Genomic DNA, 15400 nt, shown 5'->3' with positions numbered 1-15400 from the left:
CGGGTCGGCCTGGTCGTCTGGCTGCGCTCGATAGTCACGGGGCTTGGCTCCCATGTCCGAGCTAGTCAGCGATACCCGCCCGCGGGTTAGATTCCTACGTCCGTCCAACTCGAAAGCCGGATTCGCCAACAACGGCTGCAATGTTCGAGGCCGATGCCGATGCAGTTCGCCGATGCCGATCGAGATGGCCGCGTTCGGTGAACGCCTGCACCACCCAACCTAAAAATCGAGCCGAGCTTGACCGTGATCGTTTCCCGAGAAGAGGCCTTCGCTTAGGCCATGTTTTTTGCACATGAAACGCGTGTCGCTGCGGATGTCGCCAGATTGTGGGGATGCCACAACATGTTCCTCACCCGGTTCCCATCGTGTCCAACGTGATCAACCACGCTGGACGTGCCGCTACGACAAAAGCCAACTCCATAATCAGCGCAACAACAGGCTGACCTGACGCGTAGTGGCCAAGCGTGGCGTCGTGGGCCAACACTGTGCGAAAGCAGACGCGACAATAAGGCCCACCCGAACACATCGTCGTTGGCGCTTCGCTTGCGTCGTCGCATAGCGAGTGGCTGGTCACAAGATCGAGAAAAAGTTGTCGTCCATCGCCGCGCAGATCGGGCGGACACACTTGTTGACGTGGCAAGCGGACACAAAAACCTCCTAGCATCCTGCACCACGATATCTCCCACCGCGACAGCGTATCGTTGCACCCCGCGCATGGACGCCATTGCCCCACATGATCGAGTCGGTGATCGCAACCGGTCGACATTCGGGATCTGTCCGCAAAGGCGGTCATGCCGGAATTGAGAGTAGATGATCAAGCTGCATTCCCGTTCGCCCTCCCCGCCCTCCCACTCCGACGCATCCACTTCACGCCCTGCCCAAGTCGCCAAGGTGCTGGTGGTGGATGACGACCAGGCCATGGCGCAAGTGGTCATGGGCCATATCCGTTCCCATGGCATGGAAGCGTTTGGCGCCACCAACAGCAGCGAACTGGCCGAGGCGCTGCGTCGGCGCGAGCCGGATATCCTGTTACTGGACCTGATGCTCAAACACGAAGACGGCCTGGACTTGTTGCGCGCCTTGCGCAAGGAATCCGACATTCCGGTCATCATCATGACCGGCCATCGCCGCGATGAAATCGATCGCGTGGTAGGTCTCGAGCTGGGCGCCGACGATTACCTGCCCAAGCCGTTCGGGCTGCATGAACTGACCGCACGAATCCGTGCCGTGCTGCGTCGCCATATCGCCTCCAAGGTGGCGGTGGCGCGTGATGCGGGCGAAGGCCGGGTGCGCTTTGCTGCCTGGGAATTTGATTTGCAGGCCCGCACGGTTGCGCGCGCGGATACGCCTGCCATTCCGCTGACCAAGGGCGAGTACGCGCTGTTGCGCGCCTTCGTCGATGCCCCCGGCCGCCCGCTGAGCCGCGAGCACCTGATGCGTGCCACGCGTCTTCATGAGGACGTGTTCGATCGCGGTATCGACGTGCAGATCCTGCGCCTGCGACGCAAGCTGGAACAGGATCCGCGCGAGCCGACGCTGATCGTGACCCAGCGCGGCGCCGGTTACGTCTTCACGCCACCGGTCGAGCACGCTCGATGACGCAACCGTCAGCGCGAGCTTGGCCAGACCGTCGCGAATGGCGGTGGTCGCCAGCGTCAATCCTTAGAGTCGCGCTCGCTTCTGCAGCGTTGCTGGTCATGCCGTGCCTGCCAGCAGCTGAGATTACAGCGCCATCAGTGCGTACGAGCGAGCCCATCCACGCCATCCAGCCAGCAACCGGCCTGGATAGCCGCAAGGTCGCACTCGGCGCGCTGCTGTTCAATGATCGCCGACTGTCGGGCGACAATCGCGTTGCCTGCACGTCTTGCCATCACCTTGCCAGCAACGGTGCCGCTGCCGATGCGATGACCCCAATGCCCGGGCGCGCGAGACCAGCGTTCAACACACCGACTGTCTTCAATGCCGCTGCAAATTTCCGCATGGGTTGGCGCGGCAACTTCCGCAGCCTGGAGGCGCAAACGGCTTCGTTGCTGGAAAACCCCAGCGTCATGCGGGCCGATATCGCGACGGTGGTCGGACGACTGCAACAAGACACGGTGCTCAATCAGCGCTTTCGCGCAGCCTATGGCAGGCCACCGGACCGTGCCGCGCTGTTCGATGCCATTGCCAGCTACGAACGCTCGCTGGTCACGCCGGGCAGTCGCTTCGATCTGTGGTTGCAAGGCAGCGACACTGCACTCAGCGCACAGGAGTTGCGCGGCTATACAACCTTCAAGTCGATCGGCTGCATCTCCTGCCACCAGGGCGTCAACGTGGGCGGCAATTTGTTCCAGCGCAGCGGCATCTTCGCTCCCGCCGCACGCGACGGTACCCCGATCCTGCGGGTTCCCAGCCTGCGTAATGTCGCCACTACCGCGCCCTACTTCCACGACGGCAGCGCGGCCACCCTGCCCCAGGCGATCAAGGCCATGGGCACGGCGCAACTGGGCGTCACACTGAGCCCGGCGGATGTGGCGGACATCGCCGCATTCCTGCAGACATTGACCGGCAAGCACCAGGGTCGGCAACTGGCGGCACCCCAACCATGAGGTGGGCGACGATCTTCAGCGCCGTGCTGCTGGCGGGGCTGATCTTCTTCAGCCTGTGCATGGCGGCGCTGGATCGCGACACGCAGCGTTACGGTCACGCACTGGACGCACTGGATGCGCTGGACATGGTCGATACCAATCTGGACAACGACGTGCTGAAGGCACGCATCGGCCTGTTGCGCGATTACGATTCGCTGGTGACCGGCGATGCCCGCGCACGCGCCATCCTGCAGCACCTGCGCCATCTGGCCGATCACGACCCTGCGTTGTTCCGGGCGATCGCGGCGCTGGACGCCGACTACAACGAGAAATCGCTGCAGCGGGAACTGTTCAAATCGCAGAACTCGCTGCTGTCCAATTCGTTGGCCTACTTCTGGAGCGAGAGCAGCGCGCAGATCCGGCAAGGCGAAGATCCCGCTGAGGCACGTGCGGCGAGCATGCTGGCAAGCGCGGTACAACGCCTGAGTCTGGACACCACCGGCGATGCAGTGGCACTGGCACGCCGACGTCTGGACGAAGCGGCACAACGCACGACCAGCGCCCCGCTGCTCCCGCACGGGCGCATGCTGCTGAAGCTGCTGCCGGAGACCGATACCACCATCCGCCGCATGCGCCCGATCGCGTCGCTGGCCTCGTATGGCCAGCTCAAGACGTATCTGCAACAGCAGCAGGCCAGCCAGCAGACCACCGCACGCCAGGTTCGCTTCCTGTTGCTGGCATTGGCCATCGTCATGTTGGGCGCCTTGCTGTATCTGGGCAAGCTGCTGCGGCAACGCGCACGGGTGTTGCGCCGACGCGCGGAGTTCGACCGCTTGATGGTCGCGGTGTCGCGCCGCCTGGTGGCCAATGATCGCCACCACCTCGACGCCGGTATCGAGGCCGGACTGGTGCGGTTGGCAAAGTGGGCCAAGCTGCCAAGCGCTCGCCTGGGCCTGGCCCCCGTTGGCCGCGACGCGCGGATCTGGCCCGATCCGCCGGACGACACGTTCCGCGCGATGCTTGCCGCGGTGGCGTCCGCCCAACCGATCGCCGCCAGCGATGTAGTGGTCGTAGACGCCAACGGCACTGTCGCCGTGTTGGGCAAGGCCGAACGCATGCACGGTGCGCAATGGCTGTGCCTGCGGCAACACGCAGACGCCGGGACGGTTGCGCTGCTGTGCTTGCGGCTGCCGCCTGTGGCGGCGCGCCGCAGACGCGGCCTGACGGCAGTGGCCGAACTGTTGCCGCAGTTGCATATCGCGCTCGATACGCTGTTCGATGCGCTGGAGCGGCGGCGACTCGAAGACGAAGCGCTGGCGCTGGAACATCGCCTGGAACTGGCCCGACGGATGGAAACGCTGGGGACCATGGCCAGCGGCATCTCGCACAACTTCAACAACATCGTCGGCGCGATCCGCGGCAATGCCGAGATCGCACTGTCCAAGCTGGACGCGCACTCGCCGGCCTCGGAGCACCTACTCGAGATCAGCCATACCACCGCCCACGCCTACGATCTGATCGAATCCATCCTCAGCTTCGGCCGCGTGCAGAACTACAACGTGCAGCCGGTCGAATTGAACGCCTTGCTGCAGGGCGCGGTCTCGCTGCTGTCGGTCTCGCTGCCATCGACCGTGGCCATCGACCTGCAGCAGGAGCAGGAGCCGCTGCACGCGCTGGGCAATCCGGCGCAACTGCAGCAGATCATTCTCAATCTGGCCAGCAACGCTGCGCAAGCGATGGACATGCGCGGCACGGTCACGGTCCAACTGTCGGCCGGAAAAGGCACGGCAACCGACGGCACGCCCCGGCGCATCGCGCAACTGCGTGTGAGCGATCACGGCATCGGCATTCCTCCGGACCAACTGGATCGCATCTTCGATCTGTTCTTCACTACCCGCAGCGGCGGCACCGGCCTGGGGTTGGCAACGGTTCGCAAGATCATCGACAACCACGACGGGCGGATCGATGTGGACAGCGAACTAGGTGTCGGCACCAGCTTCGTGGTCGAGCTGCCGCTGCGCACAGGCAGTGCAGCCGCGCCCCAGGCCTCACCCCTGCCGAAGACGCGCTCGCGCCATGCGAGCTTGCTGTTGCTGTGCGACTACGCGGCCGAGCTCGACCGCCTGGAAGAAATGCTGGCCGCACTCGGGCACGAACCGGTCGGCATGTTGGAGCTGCCGGCGGCCGTCGCGATGGCCACCGCCGATCCCATGCGCTTCGATGGCGTGTTACTCAAGCGCGACCGCGCCGGCGATGCCGAACGCGCCATCGGCGCGCTGCACGCCGCGGCACCCACGCTGCCACTGATCCTCGCCACACGTGCGACGAGCCTGGCCACGCGCAAGGGTCTGGGCGGTGCCATTACCGAGATCATCGCGCAGCCGTTCGATCTTGGCGCGCTGGCGATGGCGCTGGAACGTGCGCTGAGTCGCAGGATGGAAGTTACAACGCAGGATGAAAGCACCCCTGCTCTGTGACAAATGAAACACAGTCGCCGCGAAACGACACCGGAACGTAGCGCGGGCTGCCTAGCGTAGCGGATGCCCAGGCGCAGTAGGCCGTCTGGTTCCCACTACGAGCGATCCATTACATGAATATCCGACCAAGCGACTTACCTCTTCTGGTGTCCCTCGACGCCCTGCTCGAGCTGAAGAACGTCACCCACGCGGCGCAGCGATTGCACATGAGCCAACCGGCACTGTCTTCGCAACTGGCGCGGTTGCGCGTCCTGTTCAAGGATCCCTTGCTGATGCCCTCGGACACCGGTCGCGGCATGGTGGCCACGCCGCGTGCGGATCAACTGGCCTCGCCACTGCGCGAAGCCATCGGCAAGTTGAGCCTGCTCGGCAAGGACAGCGCGTTCGATCCGTCGATGTCTTCGGCGAGTTTCCGCATTGCCGCCGCCGCCGATGCGATCGGCACGCTGGGTGCGGGGTTGGCGGGATTGATCCAGGCCCAGGGCAATCCGAAGATGCGCCTGGAGTTCGTGCATGTGGGTGCCGACACGCACCTGGACGCGTTCGAAAGCGGCGAGCTGGATCTGCTGATCGATCATGCGCAAGCGGTTCCTGCCGCGCTGCGCCTGTGCCGCTTGCGCGACGAACGCTACGTGCTGGTGCAGCGCCGTGGCCACCCGCGCGGGACCGCAGCGCTCAGCGCGGCGAGCTACAGCCGCCTGTCGCATGTGCAGGTGGCACACGCACAAGCCTGCAACCTCGCCATCGATGCGCAACTGCGGCAACTGGGCCACGCCCGACAGATCGCGGTGACCGTGTCGCAGTGCGCGACTGCGCGCGACATCGTGCTTGGCACCGACATGGTTGCCACGGTGCCGGCAACGCTTGCAGCAGAAAGCGGGTATGCACCGCTGGACTGCTTCGAACTGCCCTTCCCGCTGCCGGACATGGCACTGGCAATGGCCTGGCACCGACGCAACGATGGCCATGCCGCACATCGCTGGTTGCGCGAACGCGTGCTGGAACTGCTGGCTCCAGAAGTACCGGCCGCACCGGCAGCGCCCCCCGCATCGCGACGCACCGCCAGCCGCGGCGATCTCGTGCTGTCGGTCTCGTGAGCGGCGCCATGCCGATCGACAGCGAACAACTGCTGCAGCCGGTCGACGACCAGGCGCCCTCCGGTCCGAACCTGGAATACACGCCGGAGTTCCAGAGCCTGGAAGAGCTGGCGCGCCCGCGTCAGGAACGCGCGCTGGGCGCGGGCGTGCTGGTGCCCGAGGCGCCGGAATGGCGTCAGGTCGCCGACAGCGCCGAACAGTTGTTGCTGCGCTCCAAGGACTTGCGACTGGGGATCTTGCTGAGCATCGCCCGCCTGCACCAGGACGGCCTGGTGGGCTGGTCCGGCAGCGTTCGCCTGCTCCGGCAACTGCTGGAGCGATTCTGGGACGATGTCCATCCTCGTCTGGATGCCGATGAGGACAACGACCCGACCGAACGCGTCAACGCCATCGCGGCGCTGGCCGACAGCGAGCGCACGCTGACGCAGCTGCGCAATGTGCGCCTGTTCAAGGGACTGCATGCCGGGCATTTTTCGCTGCGCGATCTGCGTATCGTGCAGGGCACGCTCAAGCGCGCTGCGGACGACCCCGGCGAGGCGCCGGAGCCGGGCGCCATCGATGCCTGCCTGCGCGACTGTCCACTGGACGCGCTATTGGATCTGGATGCGGCCTTGGCCGCTGCGCAGGACGATATCGCCGCGGTTGCCGGCCTGTTTGCCGAGCGCACCCCGGGATATGGACCGGAGCTGGCGCCGTTGACGCACGACCTGGGCGAGTTGCGCGGATTCTTGCGACCTTACGTGTCCGAACGGTCGGGCTCTGCGGCCGCAGCGACCGACGACGCAGCGCCGAGCGCCGACAACCTCAGTGCGTCGGCGCCACGGGCGCAGACGCTGGAGCATCCGGAAGACGTTCGCCGCATGCTCGACCAGCTCTGCGACTACTACGCCCGGCGCGAGCCTTCCAGCCCGATACCGTTGCTGTTGCGGCGCGCGCAACGCCTGGTCGGCCTGGATTTTGCCGCATTGATGCGCGATCTCGCGCCGCGCGGGATCGACGAGTTGCAGGTGGTGTCAGGCCAGGACCATTCCGATTAGAGCAGCCAGCAAAACGACGGCGCAGCCGCCAGGCAGGCGCGGCCGGTACCCGGAATCGGCATATAGCCCTCGCACACTCCGTTTCCGATGTGCCGTCCACGCTCACCTGGCCGCTGCTCGCGACGTTGTGTCAGCCGCTCTCAGTCTGCGTTGCCGGCCTGCACGGCCGGCATCACAACGCGGCGATGCCATGCCAGTACACCCAGGCCGCGCCGAGCAGCATGACCGCCGCCCAGACCCGTAGTGTCCACGAGCGCAAGGCTGCCTGCAGGGCAGTCGGCGGCCGACGATCACGTCGCACCGTCACCACCGGGGTTGGCAAGTCGAGCGGCGTTGCGACGCGTCGCCGGCGCGCGGTTGGCGCGCCGGCGCAGCGCACGATCGATTGCAGCAGTTGCAGGCGACGGCGTCGATATTCGGCCGGATCCAGGCGCCGCTCCGCCTGCGCGGCGTTCAAGTCCTGCAGGACCAGGTTGGCCTGGGTTTCCCAGTCGTTCATTCCACGTCTCTCACCAGACGCGCACCGATCCCGCGCGCGGCCTCGCCGTTGGAGCTCACCGTGCCGGGACCGGCACAGGCAGCAACGCCGCGCTGGCTGCCACGCACGGCCACGCCCTCGCCTTGCTGGACCCACTCGGCGATGCCGCCGGCCATGTCGAGCAGCCCCCAGCTGTTGGACACCGTCGCTGCGCAGCCGTCCTCGCCGGCACGCGCCGCGCGCAGCCACTCGGCATCGCGTGGCAGGCGATACGTACGGCCGCTGGCGCGGCTCAGCCAGGCAGCGTAGTCGCCGATCAGGGCAACGCTGACCTTGTCCACAGGCGCCGACTTGCGGGTCCAGCGCGACACACGACAGCGCTGCGTATCGGCGCAGAACAGCGCAAAGTCGGCCACGCTGATCTCCCGCCGCATCATCGCCAGCGCACGTCCAGGCTTGGGCAACACCACCAGCTCCGGGCCGCGGCCGTGCTTGCCCAGCGTGTCGCTGCAGGTGGCCGCGCCGCCGGACGGAGCGGAGATGCGGCAGGGGTCGTCCGGCGTGGCCGGTGGTGCAGGCACGGCCGCGACCGGCTCCAGTTTCGGCAGCAGTGTCGCCGTATAGGACGCGCGTTGCCGGCCGGCCTTGGCGACATCGCTCTGGAAGGCCCGGAAGCCATCGGCGTCCTGTGCCTGCAGCGCCGTCCTGCGCTCGCGCAGACGCTGCAGCACGGCCGGCGCAGGCAGCGCGGTGCCGAGTTGCTCCAGCTCCATCGCGAACTGGTAGCGCGCCAACGCCTGGCGCAGGCGTGGCGCGTCCTGTGCGTCCAGTCCTTGCCCGACGACGGCGCTGGCGTCTTTCCAGCGTCCTTCGCGGCACAGACCGCGGGCAAGCCCCAGATAGGCATCGGTCAGCCGTTGTGCGCCCTCGCTGCGCAGGAAGGGATGGCCCGGGCTGCTGGCCGCGATCTGCGCCAGTTGATTCTTCACCTTGGCGACATCGTTGGCGGCTGCTGCGGTGCGCACCGATTCGATGCGCGTGGCGATCTGCGCGGCAAGCTGGGCTTGCGCATCGTCCAGCAGCGGCGGCGGCGGGACAGACGGCGCGGCGGACGCGGTGACGCTCGCCGCGTCGAGCTCGTGTGCGCACTCCTGCAGCTGCGTGGAGTGCGGGAACACGCGGCGCCCGGTCTCCAGCCAGCGGTGCGCTGCATCGATGTGGCCCGCGCTGAGCGCATCGGCGCATCCGCGGCGGTAACGCAATTCGAGTTCGGCATGACGCAGCAGGCCACTGTCCGGTGCCAGGCGGCGCACGCGGTCGAGCAGCGCCACCACGTTGCCGGGTTGATCTTCGAACAGCGCACCGGCGGCGATCGCGCCAGTCAGCGCGGTGTCCAGACCATTGAGCAGCCCATCGCGCTCCTGCTCCATGGCACTGCGGCGCGCCTCCAGGCGTGGCGAAAACAGCTTCCACTGGTCGCGCAAGCTCAGGATGCGCTGCGCGCCCACATAGTCTTCGCGGCCGCGTGCCGGCTGCCAATAGTGATCCAGTCGCCTCAGCAGGAACGCCTCGATGGTGCTGCTGCGGTCGAGGATCAGGCGCCGGCGGTCGTCTTCTCCAAGCGCCCATAGTGCCGCGCGTGCATGCGCTTCGTGGGTGAAGCGGTTCGGTGCTTGCGGCGAGAAGCGCTCAAGCACGCCGGCCACCTTCTCCCGCTGCGCATGCACCTGCAGCCACATCGCCGCACCGGCGCCGCCAGCCAGCAACAGCACGCCCGCCAGCAGGTACGGCATGACGCGCTCGCTGCGGCTGCGGGGTCGCAGTTGCTCCAGCAAGGCCGTCATCGTCGGTCGTGCGGTGGCCGCAAAGGCCAGGCTGCTGCGCAGTGCGCGGTTCTGCCGGCGGCTCAGCGTCGGCAACGGCGCCACGCGCAGCTGCTGCGCCTGCGCCTGCGTCGCCGATTGCTTGGCAAAGGGATGACGGCCGGACAGCAGCTCGTACACCACGCAACCGAACGCGTAGACGTCGTCGGCGAACGCCGGCTCGTCGCCGCGCAACATTTCCATGCTGGCATAGGCAGGGGTCAGCGCGCCCAGGGTGGCGGCGTCAAATAGCGTGTGGTCATCGCCGGATTCGGCGCCGGCCAGTTTCGCGGCGCGGGCGATACCGAAGTCGAACACCTTGGCAACATTTCCTGTGCCGACCATGATGTTGCCGGGCTTGAAATCCGAATGCACGATGCCAGCCGCATGCGCGCGTTGCAGTGCGCGCCCCATGCCCTCGATCAGCGGCCAAGCCTCGTCCAGCGGCATGCCCTCGCCCAGCCGGCTGCGGATCAGCCCGCGCAGGTCGTCGCCCTCGATGTACTCCATCGTCATGAACACGATGGCGCCGTCCTTGTCGAAGTCGTACACCCGCACGATATGGTCGTGTGCCAGGCTCTGCGCGCGACGCGATTCGCGCTGCAGCGCGATCAGCGAATCCGGATGACGGCGAAAGTCGTCGTTGAGCACTTTCACCGCGATATAGGGATGGCGATCGCGTGCCTCGACCTTGCGCTCGTCGCGCGCCAGATAGACCACGCCCATGCCGCCGCGGCCGATTTCGCGCACCAATAAAAAGCGCGCCTTGAGCACCATCCCCACGCCCACCTGGGCCTCGCCCTGCAACTGCGCCACCCGCCGCCAGCTCGACGCGCCGGCACTGTCGTCGGTGTGCAGTGGCAGGTTGACCCGGGTCGCCGCATCGGCCGACGCCTGCGCAGCGCGCTGCTCGGTGAGCGGCGCAATCCGGGTGGCATCGTCGTCAGCAGCCGGCGGGTGTGGCGGCGTATCGGCGAGGTCGCGGGCAGGTCGTACGCGGGTACGGTCGTCATCCGGCGGCGAGGTGCGGCCGGTCGTGTCGTGATCGCGGGTGGTCATGGCGTGGCATTCCGTGGGGCCAGGCGCAAGGCCACGGCCGAAACGTTGTCGCGCCCGGCACGGCCGAGCGCGGTATCGAACAGGCGTGCCACCAGCGCGGCGGGCTGACGCTCGCGCCGGCAATGGGCGGCGATCTCTTCGTCGCTGAGTTCCTTGTTGATTCCATCCGAGCACAGCAGGTAGTGCTGGCCCGGCCGGCGCGCGCGCACCATCCAATCCACGTACAGCGCATCGTCGGCGCCGATCGCGCGGGTGAGAGCGCCGCCAGCAGGCTGCGCCCGACCAACCTGGGTCAGCTCGTCCTTGTCGCCGGCCACGTGGTCGCGGGTCAGCAACTGCAGCCGGCCTTCCTCGAAGGCATAGGCGCGGCTATCGCCCACCCAGCCGCACATCAGCAGGTCGTGGTCGTGCACCAGCACCACCACGGTGCTGGCGATCACGTCCACGCGCCGCGCGCGCGCCAATGCACGCAGTTGTTGGTTGACCTGGCTCAGTTGCACATCGATGGCATCGACGAAGCTGGCGAGGTCGCCGTCGCGCCGCAACGCGGCCAGCGCATCGACGACCATGCGACTGGCGAGGTCGCCGGCGCTGTGGCCGCCCAGTCCATCGGCCACCGCCCACAGACCGAGATCGTCGCGCAGCAGGATCGCATCCTCGTTCTGGCGCCTGACATTGCCTTGCTCGGTACGACCGGCGGACTCGTAGCAGGCACTCATTGCAGTGCATCTGCACCGCATGCGCTCGGTCTCTGCAAGGAGCCAAGCAGGACGCGTGCATGGCAAGCCGCAGGCCAGCCGGCGAGCTGAATCCACGCACCCGGCGCAGCTGCTGTCATGGCGGTCCACCACAGGCTGCTGCCAGCGGTGGTGGGGGCGGCAAGCAGCGGCGCAGCCAACGGCGCTGCCGGGTTGCGCACGTGCTGGGCGAGCGCCATGCACGCGTGATCCAACCAGGTGCCATCCTGCTGTCGCTCTGCACCGACGTCGCACAACACCGTATCGGCGGCATCCAGCCATGCAGGGAGATGCAGATGGGTCGGCATGGCGACACCCGTCATGCCATCGGCATCACCTGCAGGCAGCGGCGCGGCGATGACCAAGGGGAAAGCGCGACCGACGCGATCGACGCTCGCGCGCATCGCCCCGGCCCAGGCGAGCGTGCCAGCGAGGCCAGGCGGCAGCACGAAACGCCAGACGGCTGGGCGGTATTCGGGTGCAGTGATCGCTGCCCCGGCAGCAGACAGCAAGCCTTGCATTGCTGCGTGCCATGGCTCGACAAAGGTTTCCGGCAAGCGCCGATGCACGAAATCGCCGACTGCAGGCAGCTTGCCGTAGAAGCCCGGCGGGCCTTGCATGGCGCTCATGGGCAGCTGAACCGCTGCACGGCCGACGCCGCAAACGGATGTCGCAGGCTGGCCGGCTGTACGTCCATGCGCACTGCGGCGCCGCCGAGTGCGACGCTGGCGGTGTAGTCCAGATCGCCGCTGCGGCGCAGACGCCCAGCCTGCAGCGCCCGAAACCAGGCCCAGGGACCGCGGTATTCGAGCACCGGCAATGCCTGTCCGCTGGCGTCCCATGCTGCCAGACGCACCAGACCCGGCGTTGGGCCGGGCCAGGTCATCTGCTGGGTGGCGCGCGCACCATCGCGCACTTCCAGGGTTTGCCCATCCACCTCCAGTTGCAGTCGGCTGATCGCCGCTTGCGGCGGAATCGAGACGGTGAAGGCGACCTGCGGCTGCGCGCCGCCGCCAGCGAAGAACGCTTGCTTGATCTCGTCGGCCAGTTGCGCGCGCTCCAGCACGTCGTCGGCGCCCACCGCCGCCATGCCTGCGTTCCACTGCCAGCGACGCCCGCTGGTATCGACCTTGCCAAGCAAGGCCTGCTGCGCGAACCGATCCATGCGCCCGCCCGGCCCAAACAGTTCGGCGAAGTCGCGCAACGGGATGTCGTTGCTGCTAGCCGGCACGAACGGAAAGCGCCCGCTCACCAACAGCGCGCACTCGCGCCCGGCCGCCTGCCGTTGCGCATTGCGCAGTGCCTCGCCTGCAGTGCTGGCGGTCAATTCCCGACCACGGCCGGACAGGGCCGCCATCCAGTTGCCCAGTGGCGGCGGGAGTTGTTCGGCCTGTTGTGCGGCGATCAGCAAGGCCGGGTCGTTCTGATCGGCAGCGACGCCCGCAGCGGCTCCCAACAAGGTGCGGCTCATCTGGGTCAGCGCGGCCAGGGTTTCGTCCAATGGGCTGGCGCCCGGCCCGCCATCAAGCAGGCGATTGAGCGGCTCGAAATGGCGTTCGATCGGTTCGGCCGCCAGGTCGGGCTCGGCCGCAGCAGGCGTCTCTGCGGCAGCTGCGCCGTTGGCACCTGCTTTCGCCGGTGGCGTGCGTCCCAGTGCGTGGGTGTGCTCGCGCAGCAACACCAGCAACGCCTTCAATGGCGATGCCGGTCCGCCCAGCTTGGCGGCCACCGCACTGGCCTGCCCGGTCTGCGTGACCGGCCGCAGCACCAGATCGGCCAGCAGGCCGTCCCAGGCGGCGATGTAATCGCGCTGATACAGCGCCAACACCTGGCGTTCCAGTTGCGAGCGCGCCAGCGGATCCAGCGGTGCCGTGCCCAACACCCAATCGTCGGCAAGAAACTGCTCCACGCCACGCGCAATGCCACCGCCGGTTTGCGCCTGAAACGCCTGGCGGGTGAACAGCGGCGGCAGCGGCGCGGACAACGGCAGGCCACTGCGACGTTCGAAGACATCGCCCAGCAGACCCAGGCGGCGGTCCAGGCGGGGCACCTGAGCCGGATCGACGCCGGGTTGCGTCAGCTTGAGGCCACCGTAGACCAATGCCGGCAGTTCGGCGGTACGCAAGCTCGCCCGTGTCTGCTCGATCTGCTGCCGATCCAACGGAAGCGCGCGCGCGCCGTCGACCGGGCCCAACAAGGCGCGCAGGTGCCGGTTCAACCCCGCACGCACTGACGCATCGGCGGGAAACACCTGCCGCCAGACCGTACCTGCGAGCGTGGCCAGATGCATCACATTACGGCGGGCCGGGTCGCCCAGCATCAGGTAGCCCTTCAACAGCGGATACAAACGTTGCGGATCGTTGCTGGACTGCTCCAGCGTGCGTCGCAGCGACTGCGCCAATGCCGGCAGCAACGCGCCGTTGAGGTCGCGCAGATACGCCTCCTGCACATCGCGCGCCAAGGCGGTGCTCTGATGCAGCCCGAAACGTTGCGACCATGGGATCGACTCACCCGGCGGCAGCGCCACATCGCGCGCGCGCGCCAGCGCGTCGAACCGCTGCAAGGCCTTGGAATAGAACGCGGCCTCGCCGGCATCGGCAGGCAGCGGACCGGCGGGATAGGCATCGAGTGCGTCGCGCACCTCGCCGATCAGGCGCACGTTGCGGGTGTAGCTGCCGGCCATGCCCGACAGCACGCCCAGCGTGGCGGCCGTCAACACGGCCCAGCAGGCCAGCTGCAGCAACCGACGGCGCTGCGCGCTGCCGGGTTGACTGCCGGCCAGGCCCGCCTCGGCGAACACCACCTCCTTCAACAGGCGTGGCAGGAAATAACTCCGTGGGGCGCTGACCGCGGGCGGCAGCCCGGCAGCGGCGACGCCGAAGTGTCGCGCCACCGCCGAGATGACGCGATCGATCGGATGGCCTTGCTGCGTGCCCGAGCTCAGATAGACACCACGCAGCCACGGCTGGCCGGCGTACCCATGGCGGCCGAATGCGGTCTGCACGAACTCCATCAGCGCCGGCTGCAGCAACCGCAGCTGCTGCGGGAAGGACAGCACCGCGGCACGCTCACGGGTATCGCGCGCCCGATGCAGGCGCTCCAGCACGCGCCGATCGATCCGCTCCAGCAGGCGTTCGAGCTCGGTAGGAAACAGCGTCAACGGATCGGTCTCACCGGCGGCATGCGCCTGCGGGAACGACAGTCCCCACACCTGGGCGCGCCCGGCCGCATCCAGGTCGGCGAAGAACTCGGCGAATCCCGACACCAGATCGCATTTGGTCACGACCAGGTAGACCGGCACGCGTGCGCGTAGTTTGTCGACCAGTTCGTCCAGCCGGTGACGGACTGCGCGCGCATGCGACAGACCGGCATCGCCATCAAGTTCCAGCAGCTCGGCGACGCTCACGGTGACGATGACGCCGTTCAAGGGCTGCCGGCGGTGCCTGCGCAGCAAATCGAGGAAGCCGTGCCAGGCACCGGCATCGGCGATCGCGTCCGAATCCTGGGTGGTATAGCGCCCGGCGCTGTCGAGGAACACCGCCTGGTCGGCGAACCACCAGTCGCAGTTGCGCGTGCCGCCGACGCCTTCCAGCGCAGCGTGGTTGCCCTGTTCCTTGAGTGGGAACTCCAGGCCCGAGGCCTGCAGCAAGGTGCTCTTGCCGGAGCCGGGCGCGCCGATCAGCAGATACCAGGGCAACACGTGCAGGCCAGGACCGTTGCGACGGCGACGGCGCAACACGGCCATCGCCTCGGCGAAGCGCGCACGCAGGCGTGCCTGCTCTTGTGCGGCACGCGCGCGGCTGTCGTTGCCGCTGGCGTCCTCGGCGTTTACGCCCTGCCCGACCAGTTCGCCGGCCATGCGCTGCTGTTTGGCGTTCTCGCGGCGCCAGCGCAGATAGCGCCACCCCGCCCATGCGAGCAGCAGCACGGCCACGGCAAGCAAGCGCCCGCTCACGCTGGCGAATGGCTGCGAGCGGCCCAGGCTGAGATAGGGCCCGCCGACCCAGACGAGGATGGCCAGCAGACCGAGGACGGCAGCGCTTGCGACGTAGCGGGCGCGCAGGAAATCGAGCACAAAGCGCATGG

Annotated in this window: 10 protein-coding genes and 1 other RNA gene; 6 read left to right on the top strand and 5 right to left on the bottom strand. The window is 67.5% G+C overall.

Annotated elements, in window-relative coordinates:
• Window positions 1-810: 810 nt before the first annotated feature.
• From FLG15_RS10515 to FLG15_RS10490, 6 genes are all read left to right on the top strand, one after another.
• Complete coding sequence (locus tag FLG15_RS10515) at window positions 811-1599, top strand: response regulator (protein WP_209228157.1); 789 nt, start codon at window positions 811-813, stop codon at window positions 1597-1599.
• Window positions 1596-2588, top strand: a complete 993-nt coding sequence (locus tag FLG15_RS10510; protein WP_150146066.1) for a cytochrome-c peroxidase — start codon at window positions 1596-1598, stop codon at window positions 2586-2588. The genes FLG15_RS10515 and FLG15_RS10510 overlap by 4 nt, the downstream gene beginning before the upstream one ends.
• A complete protein-coding gene (locus FLG15_RS10505) occupies window positions 2585-5044 on the top strand; it encodes a two-component system VirA-like sensor kinase (RefSeq protein WP_150146064.1) in 2460 nt (819 codons plus the stop codon). Before FLG15_RS10510 ends, FLG15_RS10505 begins: the two co-directional genes overlap by 4 nt.
• 113 nt (window positions 5045-5157) lie before the next feature.
• Window positions 5158-6141: a LysR family transcriptional regulator gene (locus FLG15_RS10500; protein ID WP_150146060.1), complete on the top strand. Its 984-nt coding sequence runs from the start codon at window positions 5158-5160 to the stop codon at window positions 6139-6141.
• A gap of 8 nt (window positions 6142-6149) precedes the next feature.
• On the top strand, window positions 6150-7178 hold the full coding sequence (gene tssA / locus FLG15_RS10495) for a type VI secretion system protein TssA (protein ID WP_057679012.1): 1029 nt from the start codon (window positions 6150-6152) through the stop codon (window positions 7176-7178).
• A gap of 60 nt (window positions 7179-7238) precedes the next feature.
• A non-coding RNA gene (locus FLG15_RS10490) (sX9 sRNA) lies at window positions 7239-7314 on the top strand.
• 36 nt (window positions 7315-7350) lie between these two features.
• Here the strand turns inward: FLG15_RS10490 and FLG15_RS10485 are convergent.
• Genes FLG15_RS10485 through tssM form a run of 5 tightly spaced genes read right to left on the bottom strand, consistent with a single transcriptional unit; the run spans window position 7351 to window position 15398 of the window.
• A complete protein-coding gene (locus tag FLG15_RS10485; RefSeq protein WP_057679006.1) occupies window positions 7351-7677 on the bottom strand; it encodes a hypothetical protein in 327 nt (108 codons plus the stop codon).
• A complete protein-coding gene (locus tag FLG15_RS10480; protein WP_057679005.1) occupies window positions 7674-10577 on the bottom strand; it encodes a bifunctional serine/threonine-protein kinase/formylglycine-generating enzyme family protein in 2904 nt (967 codons plus the stop codon). The genes FLG15_RS10485 and FLG15_RS10480 overlap by 4 nt, the downstream gene beginning before the upstream one ends.
• Window positions 10574-11296, bottom strand: a complete 723-nt coding sequence (locus FLG15_RS10475) for a PP2C family protein-serine/threonine phosphatase (RefSeq protein WP_150146058.1) — start codon at window positions 11294-11296, stop codon at window positions 10574-10576. The genes FLG15_RS10480 and FLG15_RS10475 overlap by 4 nt, the downstream gene beginning before the upstream one ends.
• Complete coding sequence (gene tagF / locus FLG15_RS10470; RefSeq protein ID WP_150146055.1) at window positions 11293-11943, bottom strand: type VI secretion system-associated protein TagF; 651 nt, start codon at window positions 11941-11943, stop codon at window positions 11293-11295. The genes FLG15_RS10475 and tagF overlap by 4 nt, the downstream gene beginning before the upstream one ends.
• On the bottom strand, window positions 11940-15398 hold the full coding sequence (gene tssM / locus FLG15_RS10465; protein WP_057679002.1) for a type VI secretion system membrane subunit TssM: 3459 nt from the start codon (window positions 15396-15398) through the stop codon (window positions 11940-11942). Before tssM ends, tagF begins: the two co-directional genes overlap by 4 nt.
• Window positions 15399-15400: the final 2 nt, after the last annotated feature.

It is taken from the genome of Xanthomonas phaseoli pv. dieffenbachiae (genome assembly GCF_008639345.1).
Taxonomy (GTDB): Bacteria; Pseudomonadota; Gammaproteobacteria; order Xanthomonadales; family Xanthomonadaceae; genus Xanthomonas; species Xanthomonas phaseoli.
The sequence above is the reverse complement of the archived record's forward strand: the minus strand, read 5'-3'. Positions and strand labels throughout refer to the sequence as shown.